This is a genomic window from Sulfurospirillum tamanense (assembly GCF_016937535.1).
GTDB lineage: Bacteria > Campylobacterota > Campylobacteria > Campylobacterales > Campylobacteraceae > Sulfurospirillum_B > Sulfurospirillum_B tamanense.
Window position 1 is genome coordinate 66,423 of record NZ_JAFHKK010000004.1, and the last position, 19,582, is coordinate 86,004.

24 protein-coding genes are annotated in these 19,582 nt (G+C 45.6%); 10 read left to right on the forward strand and 14 right to left on the reverse strand.

Going from position 1 to position 19,582, the window contains the following annotated elements; all coding sequences use genetic code 11:
- Window positions 1-4: 4 nt before the first annotated feature.
- Complete coding sequence (locus JWV37_RS03195; protein ID WP_205458215.1) at window positions 5-478, forward strand: hypothetical protein; 474 nt, start codon at window positions 5-7, stop codon at window positions 476-478.
- 28 nt (window positions 479-506) lie between these two features.
- Here JWV37_RS03195 and JWV37_RS03200 read toward each other — a convergent pair whose 3' ends face one another.
- From JWV37_RS03200 to JWV37_RS03240, 9 genes are read right to left on the reverse strand one after another with little or no spacing between them, the layout of a single operon-like run.
- Entirely contained in the window at window positions 507-1,349 is an 843-nt protein-coding gene (locus JWV37_RS03200; protein WP_205458216.1) for a bifunctional riboflavin kinase/FAD synthetase, read from the reverse strand.
- The gene (tlyA, locus tag JWV37_RS03205) at window positions 1,315-2,025 is read right to left on the reverse strand and encodes a 23S rRNA (cytidine-2'-O)-methyltransferase TlyA (protein ID WP_205458217.1); all 711 of its coding nucleotides are present in this window, start codon (window positions 2,023-2,025) and stop codon (window positions 1,315-1,317) included. The genes JWV37_RS03200 and tlyA overlap by 35 nt, the downstream gene beginning before the upstream one ends.
- On the reverse strand, window positions 2,015-3,973 hold the full coding sequence (ligA, locus tag JWV37_RS03210) for an NAD-dependent DNA ligase LigA (protein ID WP_205458218.1): 1,959 nt from the start codon (window positions 3,971-3,973) through the stop codon (window positions 2,015-2,017). The genes tlyA and ligA overlap by 11 nt, the downstream gene beginning before the upstream one ends.
- On the reverse strand, window positions 3,970-4,371 hold the full coding sequence (locus JWV37_RS03215; protein WP_205458219.1) for a hypothetical protein: 402 nt from the start codon (window positions 4,369-4,371) through the stop codon (window positions 3,970-3,972). The genes ligA and JWV37_RS03215 overlap by 4 nt, the downstream gene beginning before the upstream one ends.
- Window positions 4,368-5,528, reverse strand: a complete 1,161-nt coding sequence (gene folP, locus JWV37_RS03220) for a dihydropteroate synthase (RefSeq protein ID WP_205458221.1) — start codon at window positions 5,526-5,528, stop codon at window positions 4,368-4,370. Before folP ends, JWV37_RS03215 begins: the two co-directional genes overlap by 4 nt.
- Window positions 5,525-6,139: a DNA polymerase III subunit delta' gene (locus JWV37_RS03225; RefSeq protein ID WP_205458223.1), complete on the reverse strand. Its 615-nt coding sequence runs from the start codon at window positions 6,137-6,139 to the stop codon at window positions 5,525-5,527. The genes folP and JWV37_RS03225 overlap by 4 nt, the downstream gene beginning before the upstream one ends.
- Entirely contained in the window at window positions 6,132-6,683 is a 552-nt protein-coding gene (locus JWV37_RS03230; RefSeq protein ID WP_205458225.1) for a HobA family DNA replication regulator, read from the reverse strand. The genes JWV37_RS03225 and JWV37_RS03230 overlap by 8 nt, the downstream gene beginning before the upstream one ends.
- A gap of 4 nt (window positions 6,684-6,687) precedes the next feature.
- Window positions 6,688-7,890 carry an aspartate kinase gene (locus JWV37_RS03235; RefSeq protein WP_205458227.1) on the reverse strand — a complete coding sequence of 401 codons (1,203 nt, stop codon included), beginning with the start codon at window positions 7,888-7,890 and terminating at the stop codon, window positions 6,688-6,690.
- 1 nt (window position 7,891) lies between these two features.
- Window positions 7,892-8,362, reverse strand: a complete 471-nt coding sequence (locus JWV37_RS03240) for an RNA pyrophosphohydrolase (RefSeq protein WP_205458228.1) — start codon at window positions 8,360-8,362, stop codon at window positions 7,892-7,894.
- Window positions 8,363-8,443: 81 nt separating this feature from the next.
- Between JWV37_RS03240 and hemW the strand changes: the two genes are divergently transcribed.
- The 4 genes from hemW (at window position 8,444) to queA (ending at window position 11,831) form a co-directional block, all read left to right on the forward strand.
- The gene (gene hemW, locus JWV37_RS03245) at window positions 8,444-9,496 is read left to right on the forward strand and encodes a radical SAM family heme chaperone HemW (protein WP_205458230.1); all 1,053 of its coding nucleotides are present in this window, start codon (window positions 8,444-8,446) and stop codon (window positions 9,494-9,496) included.
- A gap of 73 nt (window positions 9,497-9,569) precedes the next feature.
- A complete protein-coding gene (tatB, locus tag JWV37_RS03250; protein ID WP_205458232.1) occupies window positions 9,570-10,007 on the forward strand; it encodes a Sec-independent protein translocase protein TatB in 438 nt (145 codons plus the stop codon).
- Window positions 10,007-10,816: a twin-arginine translocase subunit TatC gene (tatC, locus tag JWV37_RS03255; RefSeq protein ID WP_205458234.1), complete on the forward strand. Its 810-nt coding sequence runs from the start codon at window positions 10,007-10,009 to the stop codon at window positions 10,814-10,816. Before tatB ends, tatC begins: the two co-directional genes overlap by 1 nt.
- Entirely contained in the window at window positions 10,809-11,831 is a 1,023-nt protein-coding gene (gene queA / locus JWV37_RS03260) for a tRNA preQ1(34) S-adenosylmethionine ribosyltransferase-isomerase QueA (protein WP_205458237.1), read from the forward strand. The genes tatC and queA overlap by 8 nt, the downstream gene beginning before the upstream one ends.
- A gap of 11 nt (window positions 11,832-11,842) precedes the next feature.
- On the opposite strand, the gene JWV37_RS03265 is transcribed toward queA, so the two are convergent.
- Window positions 11,843-12,127, reverse strand: a complete 285-nt coding sequence (locus JWV37_RS03265; protein WP_205458239.1) for a flagellar basal body rod C-terminal domain-containing protein — start codon at window positions 12,125-12,127, stop codon at window positions 11,843-11,845.
- A gap of 107 nt (window positions 12,128-12,234) precedes the next feature.
- On the opposite strand from JWV37_RS03265, the gene JWV37_RS03270 reads away from it, so the two are divergent.
- Window positions 12,235-12,576 (forward strand): arsenate reductase family protein, encoded by a 342-nt coding sequence (locus tag JWV37_RS03270; RefSeq protein WP_205458241.1) that lies wholly within the window; start codon window positions 12,235-12,237, stop codon window positions 12,574-12,576.
- On the opposite strand, the gene ruvX is transcribed toward JWV37_RS03270, so the two are convergent.
- From ruvX to ilvC, 4 genes are read right to left on the reverse strand one after another with little or no spacing between them, the layout of a single operon-like run.
- Window positions 12,573-12,980, reverse strand: coding sequence for a Holliday junction resolvase RuvX (gene ruvX / locus JWV37_RS03275; RefSeq protein WP_205458243.1), 408 nt, complete (start codon window positions 12,978-12,980; stop codon window positions 12,573-12,575). The two genes, JWV37_RS03270 and ruvX, sit on opposite strands and share 4 nt — an antisense overlap.
- On the reverse strand, window positions 12,973-13,737 hold the full coding sequence (locus JWV37_RS03280) for a DNA-processing protein DprA (RefSeq protein ID WP_205458245.1): 765 nt from the start codon (window positions 13,735-13,737) through the stop codon (window positions 12,973-12,975). Before JWV37_RS03280 ends, ruvX begins: the two co-directional genes overlap by 8 nt.
- Complete coding sequence (locus JWV37_RS03285; protein WP_205458247.1) at window positions 13,734-14,813, reverse strand: divergent polysaccharide deacetylase family protein; 1,080 nt, start codon at window positions 14,811-14,813, stop codon at window positions 13,734-13,736. The genes JWV37_RS03280 and JWV37_RS03285 overlap by 4 nt, the downstream gene beginning before the upstream one ends.
- A 56-nt stretch (window positions 14,814-14,869) precedes the next feature.
- A complete protein-coding gene (gene ilvC / locus JWV37_RS03290; RefSeq protein WP_205458249.1) occupies window positions 14,870-15,892 on the reverse strand; it encodes a ketol-acid reductoisomerase in 1,023 nt (340 codons plus the stop codon).
- 160 nt (window positions 15,893-16,052) lie between these two features.
- Here ilvC and JWV37_RS03295 point away from each other — a divergent pair, with 160 nt between their 5' ends.
- Genes JWV37_RS03295 through JWV37_RS03310 form a run of 4 tightly spaced genes read left to right on the forward strand, consistent with a single transcriptional unit; the run spans window position 16,053 to window position 19,576 of the window.
- Window positions 16,053-16,316 carry a hypothetical protein gene (locus JWV37_RS03295; protein WP_205458251.1) on the forward strand — a complete coding sequence of 88 codons (264 nt, stop codon included), beginning with the start codon at window positions 16,053-16,055 and terminating at the stop codon, window positions 16,314-16,316.
- Between the two features lie 5 nt (window positions 16,317-16,321).
- On the forward strand, window positions 16,322-17,857 hold the full coding sequence (locus JWV37_RS03300; RefSeq protein ID WP_205458253.1) for an ABC1 kinase family protein: 1,536 nt from the start codon (window positions 16,322-16,324) through the stop codon (window positions 17,855-17,857).
- Window positions 17,858-17,862: 5 nt separating this feature from the next.
- Entirely contained in the window at window positions 17,863-18,498 is a 636-nt protein-coding gene (gene pdxH / locus JWV37_RS03305) for a pyridoxamine 5'-phosphate oxidase (protein WP_205458255.1), read from the forward strand.
- Window positions 18,499-18,511: 13 nt separating this feature from the next.
- The gene (locus tag JWV37_RS03310; RefSeq protein ID WP_205458257.1) at window positions 18,512-19,576 is read left to right on the forward strand and encodes an EAL domain-containing protein; all 1,065 of its coding nucleotides are present in this window, start codon (window positions 18,512-18,514) and stop codon (window positions 19,574-19,576) included.
- Window positions 19,577-19,582: the final 6 nt, after the last annotated feature.

The following is a 19,582-nucleotide window of genomic DNA, read 5'->3' on the forward strand; positions in this document are numbered from 1 at the left end:
CATCATGAAACCCCTATATACCGCTCTAATCGCACTTGCTTTGCTTGGCTTTACAGGATGTGCTACCCCTTCGACACCCAAGGCAAGCACCCTCCAAGGCACGGCAGCCAATGTCAACAAAATGGCACCTCAAAGCACTGTTATGACCCTTACCACGGAGGGCAACAATGCCACCATCGCCTTCCCAAATCTTCAAAATAACACTGGCGCTGGGTTTACTGCCACGCCATGCCATGGCACCTTTACCCTCGTAGGTTCTCACGCCAACGCCCTTACTAAGAGCGTCACGCATGTGTACCAAGGGGGCTTTATTGCGAACAACAATTGTGCGCTTTTTACCGAACAATCCTCAACAACATACACCGACGCACAAACACCGCGTTTTGCGCATCTTGAGAGTACGAAAGAAGGATGGGAGATTCGCATTAGCGAAGATTTGGCAGGGAAGTCTCTTCTCATTGTAGGACGAGTGCAATAACACCATGTCCGCGCCATTGGCGCGGACATTACCCCTTTACATGTAAAGCTTCACGTGCTTGAATAATGTCTTTTTCAATCTGCTTTTTCAATAGTTTCAAATCGCTAAAAGTTTGGTTTTCTCGCAAATGTGCCACAAAAAATAACTCTACATGATAAACACTTTCCGCCTCAGGTGCCTCCAAAAGATGGGTTTCGATGGCAAATTTTCCATCAGTACTGGTGCGCACTCCCACAAAAGAGACCGAATCTACCAAACGCCCCTCCACTAATGTGCGCGTCGCATACACCCCTTCTTTTGGGAGCAAATAATGCTTTACATGTAAATTGAGAGTAGGATACAATACTTTTTTACCAAGCCCTTGGCCTGCGATAACTGTACCAACAATCCCGTATTCACGCCCAAGAAGCCGATTAGCTAGAGCAATATTTCCCTCTCTCAGCTGGGTGCGAATGGTTGAAGAGTGTACTGAGATGCCCTCAAATAGAAATTCTTTAACAATCTCTACCTCTCCATCAAAAAGCAAAGGCAAATCATTGGCACGGTGGGCACGTTTGGCTCCAAAACAAAAATCATATCCCACAACAATCTTTCGAAGGTTTGGAAACTCTTTTTTCAAAAGCGCAATAAACTCCTCACCACTCAAGTCTTTGACTTTCAAAAAATGGTAAAACATGCACGGATATTTTGCATACTGACTTCGCTTGGTTCCTGGAGTGAGGTTGGCTTCGTCTTTATCAATCACCAAAAGCGCCCCATGCTCGCCAAGACGCGCAATGAGTTGCTGGTGCCCCAAATGCACCCCGTCAAACCCACCAATAGCAATGGCGGTGACGCTATCTTTTTTTAAATGCATAGAAGAATTCGACATTCCCCTCTTTTCCTTTTAGCTTAGACTCTTCCACATAGCATAACTCCCACCCAAATCCCGCTGCGGCTATCTCAAAACGTCGGCGTGCTTGCATGATGGCTACTCCGTCTTTTAACACCCCTTTTTTACTGCGTTTGGCTTCTTTTCCTACTTCAAACTGGGGTTTAAACAACACAACAATCATCCCGCACGCTAGGGCATCAATAGAAGGCATCAACGCTTCAACGCCCACGAACGAAACATCGCACGTCACCACTTCAAAGGGTGTTGGCGAAGAAAATTCGGTGATATTGGTCTCTTCATGCACCACAAGATTTTCGTGGGCGCGAAGGGAAACGTGCAGTTGGTCTTTGCCCACGTCCACCGCGCTTACATGTAAGGCGTTGTTTTCAAGCAAAACTTGCGTAAAACCGCCCGTACTGCTTCCCACGTCCAAGCACCGCTTGCCCGCTATTTCAAGGGGAAAATCTTCTAAAAATTTAGCCAGTTTTTCTCCCGCGCGACTCACGTAGCGCGCGTGTTCTAACACCTTTACGGTGTCTTTTTCACCCACCTCAAACGCGTGTTTTTGGACGGATTCACCATTGACAAGCACAAAACCTTCGCTGATGATTTCTTGGGCTTTGTTACGGCTTTGTGCCAAGCCTTTTTCGGCTAAATACGCATCAAGACGCATGGGATTGGCTTATTAATTCGTGTAAGGTTGTTTCTGGCATGGTTTCTACTCCTAATGTGATAGCTTTGTCTAACTTACTTCCCGCGTCTTCTCCAAAAATCACCACATCGGTTTTTTTAGAAACACTCCCCGAAACCTTGGCGCCATGGGCTTCCAAAAGGGCTTTAATGCTCTCTCTTGGCATGCGCATGCTTCCTGTTACCACCACGGTTTTACCCGTAAAATACGAAGGTATTATCTGGGTTTTTTCAGGGATTTTAGGCGCCACATGCGCCAAGAGTCCCGCCACCTTTTCGCGGTTAACGCGGGCGAATTCTAGCACACTTTGGGCCATCTCTTCCCCAAAGCCCTCCAGCACCAACAGCGCGTCATGGTTTGCTTCCAAAAACGCTTCCCCAAAAGCGTACGCGAGTTTTTTGGCCGCCACTTCCCCGATGTGCTCCATCCCAAGCCCTGCGATAAACCGCTCCAACGGCGCGCCTTTGCTCGCCTCGATGGCATCCAAAAGGTTGGTGATTTTTTTGGCTTTAAAGCCTTCTAATCCTTCTAAATCCTGAGGTGTTAACGTGTACAAATCTCCCACGGTATTAATCTTACCCATCTCAAAAAGTTGCATCACAATCCGCTCGCCCAAGCCGTCGATGTTCAAACATTTTTTGGAAGCAAAATGGATAATCGCCCCCACCACGCGCGCGGCACAGCTGAGGTTTTGGCACTTAATCAAAGCACCCTCATCCAACAGCTCACTGCCGCATTCTGGGCATTGCGTTGGGCGAAGGATAGGGGAGAGTTCACCACTACGGCGCTCGGCCAGCACTTTGGTGATTTTAGGAATCACATCCCCACTGCGAATCAAAATGACCGCGTCCCCTACCCGCAGGTCTTTGCGTTGTATTTCATCGAAGTTATGCAAGGTCGCCCGCTCTACTTTTACACCCGCTAGCATCACAGGCTCCACATTGGCCACAGGGGTTACCACGCCCGTGCGCCCTACTTGCAAATCCACGCTCAACACCCGCGTGGTTTTTTCTAAAGCGGGAAATTTAAACGCCACCATCCAGCGGGGATTTTTGACCGTATAGCCTAACTCTTCTTGGAGGCTAATCTCATCAATTTTCACGACCATCCCATCCATCATCATGGGCGAATCATAGGCGCAAAGTTCATGGTAGAGGGCCATCACTGCTTGGGTACTTTGGGTGCTCAGTGCCTTAGGGGGGCGCAAAAACCCAAAAGTGTAAATTTTTTCCATTTTTTGGCTAAGTTTTGCTTCCTGCAAGGTGTTTACACCAATACCCCACGGGTAAAACACCAATTTTCGTCCCGCCGTCACTGCCGTATCAAGCTGGCGCAAACTCCCCGCTGCTGCGTTGCGTGGATTGGCAAACAACGCCTCACCCGCCTTGGCACGCGCAGCGTTCATGCCCTCAAAATCTTCCAAAGGGATGACCACTTCGCCTCGAATCTCAATAGTGCCAAGGTGCGGGATGCGCAAGGGAATGGAGCGGATGGTTTTCACACTTTGAGTAACATTTTCCCCCTCGTTTCCGTTGCCTCTTGTGATGGCCTTGGCTAAAACCCCATCCTCATAGACCAAGTTCAAACTCGCCCCGTCAAATTTTGGCTCACAGTAAAAAGAAAACTGTTCTTTGGTCTTCTTTACACGTCCAATCCACGCTAAAAACTCTTCCTCACTAAACACATCTTCCATGCTCCACATGGGGCTTAGGTGCAGGGCTTTTTCAAACCCTTCTAGCACTTCACCACCCACGCGCAATGAGGGAGAATCTGGCGCAATGCGTTCAGGGTTTTCTTGCTCAAATGCAAGCGCACGATGGTATAAAACGTCGTACTCTTCATCACTGGCGATGGGATTGTCTAAGACATAATAGGCATGGGCCCACGCATTGAGTGTGGCGATTGTATCGAGGTAGACTTCATAGGTCATAGGGTATGCTTTGGATGGAAATTTGTTAAAAATTCTGGCGAACTAGCACGGCGCATGAGTTCGTGTTGTACGAGGGTCATTACATAGCGCCTATCGCCACCCACCACACGCCCTTTTTCTTCGCCATTACAGGCTTTACAGATAAAAAAGGTGGTTTTTTCATTGAGGTTCTTTGTGGTGCGGCAGTTTTCATCATCGAAGCTGAGCTCTCCTTTACATGTAGGGCAATAACACCACAATCCTACCACACTGCGTCCCCGCCACACCCAACGCCATATCACCCCATACAAGGTCTCTTCTTTGTAGCGTTTAAAAAGAGGTTGTTTGGCGACGATCCACCACCCCAAACCAACCCCGAACACCATAAAAGTAGCTACGACGTAAATCCATAGTGTCATAGACATCTCCCCTGCACCAAGGTCTCTTCAAGGGCTTCCATGACGCGCACCGCTTGCACGTGCTCAAACACATCATGGCACCGCACGATGCTTGCACCATTACGCACCGCCTCAAGGTGCAAAGCAAGGGTCCCGCCAAGACGCTCTTCCACTCCAGAAGGCGAGAGCGTGTTAATGAGCGACTTACGGCTCGCACCCACAAGCAAAGGGTAACCAAAACGCAAAAAATGCCCTTGGTGTTTCAATAACACCAAGTTATGCTCCACTGTTTTTCCAAATCCAATCCCCACATCCAAGATAATTTTTTCGACACCAAAGCTTTTTGCTTTTTCAATCCGCTGTTTAAAAAAACTGTCCACTTCCCCTATCACATCCTCATAATGCGGATGGTGCTGCATGGTTTTGGGGTCTCCTTGCATGTGCATGATGCACACAACAGCCCCGTACTCTCCTGCAAGTTTTGCTACCGCATCGTCTGCAAGCCCCGTGATGTCATTCACTAGCCCAAAACCATGAGAAAGTGCGTAGTCTAGACATTTTGGTGTGTAACTATCAAGGCTAAAAACCGCTTTTTCGTACAATTTGTGGGCATACACCGCGTCGATGACAGGCTTGATGCGCGCCATCTCTTCTTCTGCACTCACCCCAATACTACCAGGACGCGAGGAAACCCCGCCGATGTCAATATAGGCAGCACCTTGGGCTATCATCGTCTCAATGCGCTCTAAAGCAGTGTGCTCTTCACAGCGACTTCCTTTGAAAAAACTGTCTGCATTGAGGTTTACAATCCCCATCACCGAGGGTTTCTCCCTTGTGATGACACCCAAAGAATGTAAAAAGAGGCTGAGGTTTTTAAGTCCAAAAGGCTGCGCGCTTGCTTTGCGTGCAAGGGCTTTTACCTGTGCATTCGTTGCCATTAAAAGCGCGTCCACCGTGTGTGTTTCACAACAAATCGTTCCACGAGGTACTGCTAAATCTGCCCCCACAGAAAGGGCGTCTTGTTTTAAAATATTTGCCCCAGGCGTGCGCAAGTCTCGGAGGTAAATCAGGTTCATCGCCCCTTTTTTCTCCAAAATCTTCACCCCCTCAGGGGTAATATTCATGGTTTTCAGCAAAGCACACACATCCGTAGAGGGCGAAAGAACACAACAGGTCATGAACGCACTCTTTGGTAAATGGTGAGCAGTTGCGTCATGAGCAAATTGTGTGCTCTGGAATTTAACTCCGCCAGTTGCACCAAAACCCCAAAAAGCTCCAAATCCTGGTGGGTAAAACGCACCCCTTGCTGGGTTGCTTCTATAACAATGGTTTGCAAGAGGGTTTTTAACTCTTGGCGTTCTAAAAATTTTCGTGCCTGCACAAAGGCATAAATCTCTTTTAGTCCCAAAGAGCGAAATCGCAAAGAAGTAGTAAAAGAAAGCTTCTCTTGCACTAATGAGACAACAGGAAGCCTAGACCGAATGGTTGGCAAAAGGGAGGTCTTCGACAGCGCCCCTACTATAAAAACTGTATTGTGTGGAGGCTCTTCTAGCACTTTCAACAAAGTGTTTTGAGCATAAATATTGTAACTTTTTGCCCCAAGAGCAATAACCTTTACGGAAGCCTCTGCAACATAGGCCTCTTTAATCACCGCCTTGGCATCCTCTACTAAAAAATCATCTTTGATAAAGAGTTTTAATCTGTTTTTACTGTGTGAATGCAACAAAGAAGCCTCAAAAGCTTCCAAATCTGGCACAACAGTAATGTAGCTTGTAGGCTCACTACTCATCTTCGACACTCACCTCAGCAAAGAGGAGTGCGTCTATGGTCTTTTCCATGAGCTTATACAATTGAATGAGCTTAACATCCAATAACTCATCCGAAGAACTAAGGTAAAAACTGTTTTGCATCTGCTCATCTAAAATCCACATAAAACTTTCATCTCTTTGTTTTGCAATTTGCGATTTAAAATCGTTACTTTTACCTACATAAAACAACGTATAACCATTAGGAAAAGAGAGAGAGAGCATGTCTTCTAACAACACAATCTCCTCCCGTGAACGCAATTTGTCTAAATTTGGAAAAAATGTTTTTAACGAAACAAAAGGCAAAAGCGGACGACTGCTTGTGTTGCGGTTAATAGAGGAGACCATATAATGAGCAAACCACTCCCTCTCCTCATCTGTTACTACAATAAACGTATGTCCATTCATAAGGTTTTGGAGTCTTGAAGCAGCTAAAGGCACCCACTCCAAGCGTTTTTCCTCCATCCAGCTCATCCATGAGCCTTCTTTGCGAATGGTTTCAAGCGTCCACTTTAAAAATGCCTGCATGGGTTTATTCTTCCAGTCCGTACGCTTTGTGCAGTGCTCGAACAGCCAATTCTCCATATTTTCGGTGTACCACCATGGAAATTTTAATTTCACTCGTGCTAATCATCTCGATATTAATACCCTCGTCTGCCATTGTTTGAAACGCGCGACTTGCCACACCGCTGTGGGATTTCATACCCACACCCACAACAGAAACTTTAACAATTTCACTGTCATACTCCACTGTATTGGCAGGCTGAAGCTCGTCAATTGCCTTGCGGGCAATCCCTAGCTCATTTTCAGGAACAGTAAACCCAAGATTGGTCGTACCATCGTGCCCTACATTTTGAATAATCATGTCTACGTTAATGTTGCAATTAGCCAACGTGGTAAAAATCTCAGCCGCAATACCAGGCTTATCTGTCACTCCCCGTAGGGTAATGCGCGCTTGGTTGCGATCAAGGGCAACGCCGCTTACAAGTGGTTGTTCCATAATATTTTCTTCCTTTGTGATTAAGGTTCCAGGATTATCGTTAAAACTGCTACGTGTGACAAGGTTCACATTAAGCTTTTTGGCCAATTCAACCGAACGGTTTTGAAGCACTTTTGCTCCCAAAGATGCAAGTTCAAGCATCTCTTCGTAACTGATTTTATCAAGCTTTTTTGCTTTGGGCTCAATGCGCGGGTCTGTTGTATACACTCCATCCACATCGGTATAAATTTCACAAACATCTGCTTCTAATGCTCCTGCGACAGCCACAGCGGAAAGGTCACTTCCTCCTCTGCCTAGCGTGGAAACTTCGCCCGAAAGTGTTACACCTTGAAAGCCAGCAACAACAATCACATTGCCCGCTTTAAGGTCTTCTTTCATGCGCTTTGTATCGATGTGATCAATGCGTGCTTTTGTATGCACCTCGTCTGTAACAATGCCCGCTTGTCGTCCCGAAAAAGCAACTGCAGGACAATTTTTTTCAGTAAGCGCAATGGCAAGTAATGCACTCGTCACTCGCTCGCCCGAACTTAAAAGCATATCCATTTCTCGCTGTTTTGGGTTCTTGCTAAAATATTCCGCATATTCGATAAGCTTGTTGGTCTCGCCACTCATGGCAGAAACCACCACGACCACATCGTGTCCTTCGGCCCTTGTCTTTGCAACACGCTGGGCAACTGCTTCAATGCGCTCCAAGGTACCTACACTGGTTCCTCCGTACTTTTGCACAATCAACATTCTACAAATATCCTTCTTGTTTAAAATAGCGTAGCACCTTTTTATAAACAGGTTTTTTAAAATGGGTAATCACATCAAGCACGCGACCCACATTAATAAAAGTATAGTCAATAAACTCAGGATGGTCAGACCCTAAATTTATTTTAGCTTTTGGCTTAAGTCGTACTAAAAAATAGGTTTGGGTTTGTCCGTCATAGGGATACATCTTTTTGGCAATTTTATCGGGAAATTCATAAGAAAGCCACTCAGGATACCGCGCAATAACTTCAACATCTCTAGTTCCAATTTCTTCTTCGAGTTCTCTCAAAAGGGCTTGTTTTGGGCTTTCCCCCTTGTCAATTCCCCCTTGAGGAAATTGCCATGCCCCATCAATATCTCCCCGAAGGGCGATTAAAATGTCGCACTTGTGTGGATAATGCGGAGAAAGCACAATCGCGGCGACATTTGGACGAAATCGTTTTTTCTCTGCCATTCATTACCTTAGCGCTTTATGTGTCCATTTTTGTGGTAAAATAGTAGCCAATCTGTCATTAAAAACTACTTTTGGAAAATCATGCTTTTGTATTTACATGTACCCTTTTGTCAAACCAAGTGTCACTACTGCTCTTTTCATTCTTACATCCAGCATAACTCTCTCAAAGAGGCTTATATTAAAGCAGTCATGGTACAGTTCCAAAACGAAGCTAAACATTTTAACCTCGCTCCTGCGTCCTTGAGTTCATTTTTTATTGGCGGCGGTACGCCCTCTACTCTAACCCCTGCCCAATACGCACCATTATTTGAGATTATTTCCCCCTATTTGCATCCTGAAGCAGAAATTTCTACCGAAGCCAATCCCAACACTGCCAACCGCTCTTGGATTGAAGGTATGATTGCCTTAGGTGTTAATCGCATGAGCTTTGGTGTGCAAAGTTTTCATCAAGACAAGCTTGCTTTTTTGGGCAGAAACCACACTAACGACGAAGCGTGTCGCGCCATAGAAACAGCGGCAAGCCTTGGTGTTAACTCTGTTTCCATTGACCTTATGTACGGCACCGCCATGGACACCAAGACCTCCCTAAAAAAAGAGTTGGATTTTGCCTTTGCCCTACCCATCTCGCATCTTAGCGCTTATGCTTTAACCCTTGAAGAGGGAACACCTTTTTATAACCGCACCGAAACCCTCAACCCTTCAGAGCCTCTTGCAAGGTGGTTTGCCAAAGCAATTACACACCGTGGGTTTAAGCAATATGAAATCTCCAATTTTGGCACTGTTTTTTGCCAACACAATTTGGGGTATTGGGAACATAGGCGCTACATAGGTCTTGGATGCGGCGCGGTTGGGTACGACGGCACCGCACGCTTGTATCCCTCGCAAGAGATTCACACATACCTTAAAAAGCCCGCAACACAACGGCGCGAAGTGCTGTCCCCTCAAGAAATAATTACTGAAAAAATTTTTCTAGGGTTGCGTAGCCATATAGGTGTTGCCATGGGTCTTCTCACGCCCGAGCAGCAAGCGCGGGCTTCTCTCCTTGAAAAAGAAAAGAAGGTCTTTTTTTCTAATGATCGCGTTTATAATTGTGATTATTTTCTCTCTGACGAGCTAGCCTTATTTATCCTTTAGAAAATTACATTTTAGGCGAATTTGAGCTTTAAGTGGGTAGAATCCCCTGCGTCAGATTGCCCAAGGAAAACCTATGTTTGGAATGAGCTTTACCGAAATTCTTATCGTTGCTGTCATTGCTGTGCTCTTTTTGGGCCCAGATAAACTGCCCACAGCCCTTGTTCAAGTGGCTAAATTCTTCAAAAGCTTCAAAAGTAGCATCAACGAAGCCAAATCCACCTTTGAGCAAGAGGTAAAACTTCAAGAGCTACGCGAAGATAGCCTCAAATACAAAAAACAACTTGAGCGTGGTGCAGCTGAGGTGCGCAAAAAACTCACCTTTGAAGAGCTTGAAGAGCTCAAAGAAGCTAAAGCAAACGTTAATAAAACACTCAATGACATCAAGGAAGACCTTGATGCTAGTAGTGCTTTTGATGCCCCAAAAAAGGAAGCTGACCCAGCAGTTGCTTCAAAGCCCCCTGAAGAAAATTCAAAAGAAACCCCTAATTTAACGAAAGAGAGTAATGCCTAATGCTTGACGAACTCAAACCCCACTTGGTCGAACTTCGCAAACGCTTAGGAATTTCCGTAGCAGTTGTTTTTGTCATGTTTTTTGTCTGTTTTAGCTTTTGGGAGCCTTTACTACAGTGGATGATTGCCCCCCTTGAAGAAGTACTTCCCGCAGGCAGTTCTGTTATCTTTACCAAGGTTCAAGAGCCTTTTTTCACCGCCATTAAGGTCGCTTTTTTTGCGGGCTTCATTCTCTCTTTGCCTGTTATTTTTTGGCAGTTTTGGCTTTTTGTGGCTCCTGGGCTTTACGAACACGAAAAACACCTTGTAGTGCCTTTTGTCTTTTTTGCAACCTTAATGTTTCTTTCTGGTGCCACTTTTTGTTACTACGCTGTTATCCCCATAGGATTTGACTTTTTAATTAACTTTGGCGACGCCCTCTTTACGGCTCTTCCAAGCATCGGCGAGTATGTTGGGTTTTTTACCAAACTCTTAATTGCCTTTGGTATTGCTTTTGAAATGCCTGTTATTACCTTTTTCCTTGCTAAACTTGGTCTTGTGGATGACAAAACCCTCAAGGGCTTTTTTCGCTATGCTGTGATTTTTATTTTTATTTTCTCAGCCCTTCTTACGCCACCTGATGTTATCACACAATTTCTCATGGCTGGCCCCATGATTATTCTTTATGGCGTCTCTATTTTAATTGCAAAATCTGTCAATCCAGCCTCTGAAGACCAAGAAGAGGAAGAAGAGGATTTTGAAGAGGACGAAGAAGAAACCAAAAAAAATAAAAACACCGAAGACGAGGAAGACGAAAACGACATTGGATAAGCTTCTTCTTCAAAGCAGTTACGACTACACGCTTCCTAGCGAACTTATCGCAACTGCTCCTGTTTTTCCAAGGAACCATGCGCGACTTTTGGTTTATAACCGCACTTCAGGCACGCTTACTCATGCGCGCTTTGATAGCCTGTTTTCATTTCTTCCCTCAGAGTGCAACATTTTACTAAACAACACCAAGGTGATTAAAGCACGGCTTTTTGGCACCAAGCAAAGTGGCGGAAAAATCGAATTGTTGCTCAACTCACCACTGCCCAATGGAGCATATCGGGTTTATGTTCGCGGCAAAGTAACCTCAGGCACACAACTTTTTTTTCAAAACGGCCTAGAGGCATGCGTGGAAGAGCTTTGTGAAGATGGAACGCGCATTGTACGCTTTACATGTAAAGAGATGCCCGTCTCTCTACCCACCCTTTATGGCATTCTTGAAGAGATTGGACACATTCCTTTGCCGCCTTATATAAAGCGGGAAGATAATCAAGAAGATAATCACAACTACCAAAGCGTGTTTGCTTCTGTTCAAGGTGCTGTAGCTGCACCCACTGCTTCCTTGCATTTCACCCAAGAGATGCTAAAGACACTGCAAAAACGCCATAAAAACGCCACATTGACTTTGCATGTGGGCGCGGGGACTTTTAAGCCTGTGGAGGTCCTAGATATTCGTGATCATGTGATGCACGAAGAACAATTCCACATCCCCCAAGAAGCCAAAACCCTCATCGATACTCCCACGCCCTTGCTTGCTGTTGGTACTACAGTAACGCGCACGGTTGAGTATTACGCACGGACTAAAAAACTCCACGGAGCATGCGATTTGTTTTTACACCCTCATAATCCCCCTGTTCGCGTCACCCACCTCTTGACCAATTTTCATCTTCCAAAATCCACGCTTTTAATGTTGGTAGCAAGTTTTGTGGGATTAGAAAAAACGCTAGAACTCTACAAAGAAGCTGTAAAAGAGGGATATCGATTTTTTTCTTACGGGGATGCGATGCTCATTCTCTAAGCATCGCGTGTTTAACTGCGAATGTCCAACACGGTTCCTAGCATATCATCTTTGGTCTGAATAGAGCGTACCTGCGCATCAAAACCATTGTCAATGACAATTTGATCTGTAAGCTCTCTTTCTAAAGAAGTGGGATTTTGTGTTGGTGTTACCGAGGCAGCTACGTTTCCTTGCACGTCATTATTGAGCGACGTTTTAAGCGCCCCATAACCTTCAGTGTTAACGTTAGCAACGTTATTGGCATTGGCCGCAAGGTAAGTGGTATGTGCGGTCATGGAAGATTGATTGACTTGCATGGGATCTCCTTTGGTATGGTATACTACTCCTTGATTATTTAAACCAAGCTAAAAAATAAGCACTAACCAAGAGGTTATTTGCACAAGCTAAATAGAGGAGGTTTTCTGTGGTTGTTTACGGAATCAAGACTTGTGGAAGTGTCAAAAAAGCGTTAGGGTTTTTTAAAAATCATGCCCTTGATGTTGAGTTTATCGATGTACGACAAGAACCCATTAGTGGTGAAAAGCTTGATGCGTGGCTAAGCTACACCACCATCGACACCCTTCTTAACACCAAAGGAACAAAGTACCGCACCCTTGAACTTAAAGAGTTACATCTGGATGATGAAGCAAAGCGCGAATGGTTACTAAAGGAGCCTTTACTCATCAAGCGCCCTGTCATTGAATATGACCACGGCGTTCTTGTAGGCTACGATGAAAAAGCCTACAGCAGGCTGTTTCTGACCTAATCTTTCCTACACTGCGCCAAGTAACGCTCAAGGATAATCAAAGCAGCAAGGGAATCTATCTTTCCATCTCGCTCTTGTTTTGTAACACCTCGCATGCGCTCTTTTGCTTCCACGGAACTTCCTTGTTCGTCCACATATATCACCTCGCCCTCAAAGCCGACTAACCCTACAAAATGATGAATTCTACGCGCCATTTCCTCGCTGCTTTGTCCGTCTTTTGGAAGCCCAACCACAAGGCGCTCAACCTTCCACTTATGAGTAAGCTTTAGCACATCCATTGAGGCTTGTTCTCTGTTTTTGCGAAAAACACACGGTTGAGGAAAAACCAACGAGCCATCAAAACTCAGTGCCACGCCAATGCGTTTTAATCCCACATCAATTGCCATTACGCAGGTTTTATCCATGCACCACCACCATAAGCCCTTCAATGCTTAATCGTCCCTCTAATTCATACGCATACACCGCATTACCGAATTTTTCAAGGCACTTATCGAGGCGTGGTTCTTTAGCACAAAAGGCCAACAATGCATCATAGCCATTTTCTCTTTTTCCAAACAATCGCGCAAAAGCATCTATATCATCTATTAATTCTGCTTTTTTCTCTTTTAAAAGTCGATTAGTGCCATCGCTCTCCCCAAGACGCTGAGGCAAAACATACAAAGGCTTCCCGAGTTTTTGTGCGATTCTAGCACTATGCATCGAGCCGCTCTCCACCTCGGCTTGCGCAATAACAACAGCACAAGAAAGCCCCACCACAATACGGTTTCGCTCTACAAAACTGTGTTTCATGGCGCGCATTCCTGCAGGATATTCACTCAACACTAGCGCCTCATCCTTAATTGAGCACAACAATGCCTCATTAATTTTGGGGTAAAAAATATCAATCCCATTTGCCAACACTGCAATGGTGTTTGGGAGAGCCCCCTGATGCGCCAAGGCATCGACCCCCATAGCGCCACCGCTCACCACAATCACGCCACAAGCACTAAGGGCTTGGCACAACCGTAGTGTTGCTTGGCGCGTATAGGCATTTGGACGACGGCTTCCGACTACTGCCACCATTGGCAAATCCAGCAAACGCTCATCGCCTGCATAAAAAAGACGTTCCACTGGCCTAGAGAGCCCACTTAAGGTGACAGGGATTGTCTCAAGTGTTTTCACTGAAGTTCCCCGACATACACCACGTCTACCTCAACTAAGATATCTTTTGCAGCAGCCAAGACGCTCAATGTGTTGGCATGAGGATGACCAATAGCAATGGCTTGGCCGTTGCGTTTTGCTAGGCGAACAGCTTCTTTAAGCTGAGCACGAATAGCTTCTTTTTCATAAGAATTATCTAAAAACACATCCCTTGAGTGAATAAGCATATCGTATTTTTTGGCAAGATCTGGCGCTTTTGCATGGGGTGTAGTGCGACTATCTAGAAAAATAAGTTTTTCTTTTTTGAGAGCACTAATGAGCTTTTCCATGGAGCCAAGGTGGGCCGTAAAACGGCTGCCTGTGTGATTATTGTAATACAATGCTTTTGGAAAAAGGGTTTTGAGTTCACGAACCCACCCATGTATCTCCTCTTCCGTGTCGCCCACTTTGAGGGTTTTTTCTTCAGGTGCGTTGTGGCTTAGAGCTTCCAAAGGCAAATGCACCATATAGACAGGAAACTCTTTAGCAAGGGTGTGAGAATCAGGATGTCTAGAAGTAGGCGGAAGAATAGATGGTGTTATTTTAAAAGGAATCTCTTTGATTTTGCGCACGTGGTGCGCAAAAGAAACATCATCAATAATGATAGCTAGCTTTGGCCTGCCCGTAAATGTAGCGGGAGGTTTTTTTTCAAAAACAATTGTTTTGGAAGTTTTTTGTAAACTTTTCTCATAATCTGCAACCTCCGAAGGACGTTGTTGCACCTCTTCATAAACCGAAGTCTCTACAGGTTCTTTTTCAAGAGGTTTTTCAGGCTCAGAAGGAAGTGCTTTCAAGGGACGTTCTAGCACGGGAAGGGTTTTTTCATTGAGACGTTGGCGCTCGTTTTCAAGCATGGTTTTCATTTTCTCCATCAACGCATCACTCACTACCACTTCTTGTTTTTTAGGTACTTCTGGGGTTGTAAAAAAGCCATACATGTAAAGCCCACCAGCTACGAATGCACCAACAAAAAGCAATGAAAGCAAAAAAATAGCATACTTTTTAAAAGAGGAAGTTCTGCGCTTTGGAGAAGGTTTTTTTCGCGTACGTTTGGTCATAAAAGAGGGCTACCTTGAGGAAAAAGCGGGCTTTTGTTGTGCCCGCTTTAGGAAGTTTAGTTTTTGTCTTTATCGATAATTTTGTTGGCAGAAATCCACGGCATCATGCCACGAAGCTGTTCGCCTGTTTGCTCAATGAGTGAACGGCGCATATTGGCACGTTCTGCGTTCATGCGCGCATAACCCGCTTTGCGCTCAAGTACGAAATCTTTAGCAAATCGGCCATCTTGAATCTCTTTAAGGATTTGTTTCATAGCCTTTTTAGACTCGTCATTAATAACGCGAGGACCGCTCACGTAATCCCCATACTCAGCAGTATTGGAGATAGAATAACGCATATCAGCGATGCCACCTTGGTACATCAAATCTACGATAAGTTTAAGCTCATGCAAGCACTCAAAGTAGGCCATTTCTGGCTCATAGCCTGCTTCCACTAGGGTTTCAAAACCTGCTTGCACAAGGGCAGTTGCACCGCCACAAAGCACGGCTTGTTCGCCAAAAAGGTCTGTTTCGGTTTCGTCTTTAAAGGTTGTCTCAATAATACCTGTGCGTCCGCCGCCAATAGCGCTTGCGTAGCTCAATGCCAAATCTTTGGCATTGCCCGAAGCATCTTGGTGTACTGCGATAAGATCAGGAATCCCGCCGCCATTGACAAATTCGTTACGTACCGTATGGCCAGGTGCTTTAGGGGCTACCATGATGACATCCACGCCTTTTGGGGCTTGGATTTGGCCGTAGTGGATGTTAAACCCGTGTCCAAATGCGATGGCATTACCTTCTTTGAGGTTGGGGCGAATTTCTGCTTCAAACACGTCTGCTTGTGTCTCATCAGGCAACAAAATCATAATCACATCTGCCTCTTTGGACGCATCGGCTACGTTTTTAACCACAAAATCTTTGGCTGCTGCTTTTTTCCATGAGCTACCGCCCTCACGCAAGCCTACAATGACTTCAACACCGCTGTCGCGAAGGTTTTCTGCGTGTGCATGTCCTTGACTTCCAAACCCAATCATCGCAACTTTTTTGCTCTTGATGATACTTAAGTCGCAATCTTTGTCGTAGTACACTGTTACTGCCATGAACCTCATCCTTGTAAGTAAAATAATGGGGCAAGTGTACACAAAAAGTTCTCAAAAAGCCCTGAACCACCCAAGCCCCCATAAACAGACAAAATACCCCTACCAACACCCCTTTGTGCGTGCTAAACTTTGGTACAATATAACCCCACAAGGAGTTACCATGCTAAAAGATGTACTGTACACAGGAATCGGTGCGGCGACGCTCTTTAAAGAGCACGTAGAAGCGGAGCTTAAAAAGCTAGAAGAGCGTGGCAAGCTGGGTGCTAGTGATGCCAAAAGCGTACTCGCTTCCCTTGAAGCACGAGGCAAAGAAGAGGATGAGAAAATCAAAACCCGCCTCAAAACGCTCCTTAAAGAGGTGATTGACGAAGTGGGTATTGCCACCAAGGCGGATTTGGAAGCCCTTAAAAAGGAACTCAAATAGCCTCTTTGCGCCACTACACCCCTGCGCGCATTTGGGGTGTTTTTACCTTTTTACTCACGGTTTATTTAGCTATCAAACGGCGGCCTAGTTTTTTGGGCCTTAAACCCCTTTCGCCCAAAAAATTGGGTCAGGTTATCCAACGCCTTGGGGCGAGTTTTGTCAAACTGGCCCAAGTCCTAGCTACCCGTGCGGATTTTTTTACGCCTGAGTATTTGCATGAGCTAAAAAAACTTCACGATGAGCTTCCGCCCATGCCACAAAACGCTTTTGAGAAACTCTTTTCACGCGTGTTTACCCCTGACACCTTTGCACGCTTTGAGACCACACCCATCGCTTCGGCCTCCATCGGGCAAGTGCACAGCGCGTGGTTGCATTCGGGTGAAAAGGTTGCCGTGAAGCTCTTGCGCGAAGGTATTAAGGCGCAGGTCAAAGCGGATATTTTTATTTTAACTGCCTTTAATCGCCTCTTTCGCCCCTTGTTTTCTTCTCAAACAAAAAACTCCATCGAAGCGGTGATTCAAGAGTTTTCCAAAATGATTCTCCAAGAAGTCAGCCTCACCAACGAACTGCAAAACCTCCAAAAATTTGCCAGCACCTACAAAGATAGCGGTGTGCGTTTTCCGCACCCCCACCCGCAGTATTGCACCGATGAAGCACTGGTGATGAGCTTTGAGGAGGGTTTTCGCTTTGATGATAAAACGGCACTTTTGGCTCACAACATCGACTTCAAACCCATCATTCAAACCTTGGTAACTTTTTACGTGGAACAGATGCTCATCAAAGGCTTTTTTCACGCTGATCCTCATCCTGGGAACGTGCTTGTTAGCCCCAAAGGCGAGCTTATCTTTCTTGATTTTGGAATGGTCAAAACCGTTCCAAGCAACACGCGTATTGCTATTATTGAGCTTTTAAAAGCGGCTAACGAACAAGATTATGAGCTCTACATTAACGCGTGCAAGCGCCTAGGCACCGTGGCTTACGAAGCACCAACAGCAGAACTAGCAGAGTTTACAGCCAAAATGTTTGCCATCTTTTCCAACGACAACCTCAGTAACGAATCTATGCAGGATCTGGCTTTTCATGTCCTTGAAGGGACCCGAAATCTTCCTTTTAAACTTCCTAGTGATGCTATTTACATTTTGCGCGTCAGCGCTATTATTGAAGGCCTTGGCACCACGTACATTCCTAATTTTAATGGCGTCAAAGACATTTTGCCTCTGTTGCTTCAAAACCTCCCGCGCGCCCTTGGGGCCAAAGATTCTGTTTTAGAAACCATCATCGAGCAGGTTAAAGATTTGCCTTTTGTAGTCCAAGACACCAAGACCGCCATGAAAAAAATCGCCCAAGGCGAGGTGCGCGTAGAGCTGTCCAACGACCAACTGCATTGGCTTGGCCGCGAGGTCAAAACTTACGCCAAAGAGGCGCAAATCACCCTATGGTTAAGCCTTGGCGCTTTGGGTGTTTTACTCTATGACCCTGCCCTTTACGGGCTTGCACTTGGGCTCTTTGGGCTTGCTTTTTTACGCCTTTTATATAAGTAGGACACATGAAAGAAAATCTTTTTAGTATGCGCAAGGAATACACTTCACCCCCCTTACATGTAAAGGATTTAAACTCCGACCCTTTCGTGCAATTTCATGCGTGGTTTGAAGAGGCTAAGCCCCTTTTAGAACCCAACGCCATGACCCTTGCCACCGTAGACACCCAAGGCAAACCCACCATGCGTACGGTGTTACTGAAGTATTTTGACACAGAGGGGTTTGTCTTTTTCTCTAATTACACCAGTAAAAAAGCGCAAGACTTGGCGCACAATCCCCACGCGGCGGTGCATTTTGCGTGGTTAGGACAAGAGCGTCAAGTGGAGATTTGCGGGCGTGTGGAGAAAATCTCCCGCACTGAGTCTTTGCGCTATTTTCTCTCCAGACCCCGTGGCAGTCAGCTGGGTGCATGGGTCTCCGACCAAAGCCAAGTCATTAGCACGCGCGCCTTACTTGAAGCTAAATTTGCCCAGCTTAAAGCCAAATTTGCCAAGGGCGAAGTGCCGTTGCCTGATTTTTGGGGCGGATATAAACTTTTTCCCACCTCTTTTGAGTTTTGGCAAGGGGGCGGCGACCGTTTGCATGATCGTTTTGAGTACACCTATTATGAAAACGTGTGGCACTTAGCCCGTTTAGCACCTTAAAAAAGGAATTTTTATGTCCTGTTCAAAATGTAACGAAATCTTTTGCCTAGACGAAACCCCCGCAAACATCTTTTGGCTGTGCGAATCCGAAGAACTTTCTTCAAAAATTGAATCCTTTTTAAACGCACTAGGCTACCCTTCCCATTTTCAAAACGGGGCTTTACATGTAAAGGTAGAAAACCCCAAGGATTTCTTTGAAACCCATACCAAGGCGCTAGACGAGGCTTTTAACACTCTTGCCAAACAAGCCATCATGGTCTACATCAACGCTCCCGACGAGCCCTTTTCTTACCGCTCTGTTTTTTTGGCTAAACCCCTAGAGCGCTATGTAAACCTCATTCAAGACAGTGAATTTTTTGACATTATCAACACCGAGAGTTTAACCTCTCATTTCCAACCCATTGTCAGAGCAAACTCTCACACCATTTACGGTTACGAAGCCCTGATTCGTGGGGTCAAAAGCGATGGAAGCTTACTCTACCCCGACATGCTTTTTCACAAATCCAAGCGCAATGACCTTGATTTTAAACTCGACCGCCTGTGCCGTGAAAGCGCCCTTAAAACCGCAGCGGTTAAAAAAATTCGCCAGCACGTGTTCATCAACTTTCTTCCCACCGCCATCTACGACCCTGCGTTTTGCCTAAAATCCACCATCAAATGGGCAAATCAATTGGAATTTGACCCTAGCAAAATCGTCTTTGAAGTGGTTGAAACTGAGCTGGTTGCTGACCAAGAGCATCTCAAAACTATTTTAAAATTTTACCGCGGCCAAGGGTATAAAATCGCGCTTGATGATGTAGGCGAGGGGCATTCTAACCTCAACATGCTCATCGAACTCAAACCCGACATCATTAAGATCGATCGTAAAATCATCCAAAATATTCACACAGATTCTTTTAAACAGTCCGTCTACAAAGCCCTTGCTACGGTCGCCAAAGACCATGGCATCAAAATCTTGGCCGAGGGAGTAGAAACCCGTGAAGAGCTAGACACAGTGCAAGACATCGGAACAGATTACATACAAGGGTATTATTTTAGCAAGCCACAGGCTGAGCCCATCAGAAAGCTTTACATGTAAAGGCAT

Bases quoted from the DNA above. Each gene is read 5' to 3' on its own strand.
- JWV37_RS03215 (WP_205458219.1), bottom strand. From the start codon at position 4,371: ATGACACTATGGATTTACGTCGTAGCTACTTTTATGGTGTTCGGGGTT.
- JWV37_RS03310 (WP_205458257.1), top strand. From the start codon at position 18,512: ATGTCCTGTTCAAAATGTAACGAAATCTTTTGCCTAGACGAAACCCCC.
- ligA (WP_205458218.1), bottom strand. From the start codon at position 3,973: ATGACCTATGAAGTCTACCTCGATACAATCGCCACACTCAATGCGTGG.
- JWV37_RS03195 (WP_205458215.1), top strand. From the start codon at position 5: ATGAAACCCCTATATACCGCTCTAATCGCACTTGCTTTGCTTGGCTTT.
- JWV37_RS03285 (WP_205458247.1), bottom strand. From the start codon at position 14,813: ATGACCAAACGTACGCGAAAAAAACCTTCTCCAAAGCGCAGAACTTCC.
- JWV37_RS03295 (WP_205458251.1), top strand. From the start codon at position 16,053: ATGCTAAAAGATGTACTGTACACAGGAATCGGTGCGGCGACGCTCTTT.
- tatB (WP_205458232.1), top strand. From the start codon at position 9,570: ATGTTTGGAATGAGCTTTACCGAAATTCTTATCGTTGCTGTCATTGCT.
- tatC (WP_205458234.1), top strand. From the start codon at position 10,007: ATGCTTGACGAACTCAAACCCCACTTGGTCGAACTTCGCAAACGCTTA.
- folP (WP_205458221.1), bottom strand. From the start codon at position 5,528: ATGACCTGTTGTGTTCTTTCGCCCTCTACGGATGTGTGTGCTTTGCTG.
- tlyA (WP_205458217.1), bottom strand. From the start codon at position 2,025: ATGCGTCTTGATGCGTATTTAGCCGAAAAAGGCTTGGCACAAAGCCGT.
- pdxH (WP_205458255.1), top strand. From the start codon at position 17,863: ATGAAAGAAAATCTTTTTAGTATGCGCAAGGAATACACTTCACCCCCC.
- JWV37_RS03200 (WP_205458216.1), bottom strand. From the start codon at position 1,349: ATGTCGAATTCTTCTATGCATTTAAAAAAAGATAGCGTCACCGCCATT.
- JWV37_RS03230 (WP_205458225.1), bottom strand. From the start codon at position 6,683: ATGCAGGCATTTTTAAAGTGGACGCTTGAAACCATTCGCAAAGAAGGC.
- JWV37_RS03225 (WP_205458223.1), bottom strand. From the start codon at position 6,139: ATGAGTAGTGAGCCTACAAGCTACATTACTGTTGTGCCAGATTTGGAA.
- JWV37_RS03265 (WP_205458239.1), bottom strand. From the start codon at position 12,127: ATGCAAGTCAATCAATCTTCCATGACCGCACATACCACTTACCTTGCG.
- ilvC (WP_205458249.1), bottom strand. From the start codon at position 15,892: ATGGCAGTAACAGTGTACTACGACAAAGATTGCGACTTAAGTATCATC.
- JWV37_RS03240 (WP_205458228.1), bottom strand. From the start codon at position 8,362: ATGGCAGAGAAAAAACGATTTCGTCCAAATGTCGCCGCGATTGTGCTT.
- ruvX (WP_205458243.1), bottom strand. From the start codon at position 12,980: ATGGATAAAACCTGCGTAATGGCAATTGATGTGGGATTAAAACGCATT.
- JWV37_RS03235 (WP_205458227.1), bottom strand. From the start codon at position 7,890: ATGTTGATTGTGCAAAAGTACGGAGGAACCAGTGTAGGTACCTTGGAG.
- hemW (WP_205458230.1), top strand. From the start codon at position 8,444: ATGCTTTTGTATTTACATGTACCCTTTTGTCAAACCAAGTGTCACTAC.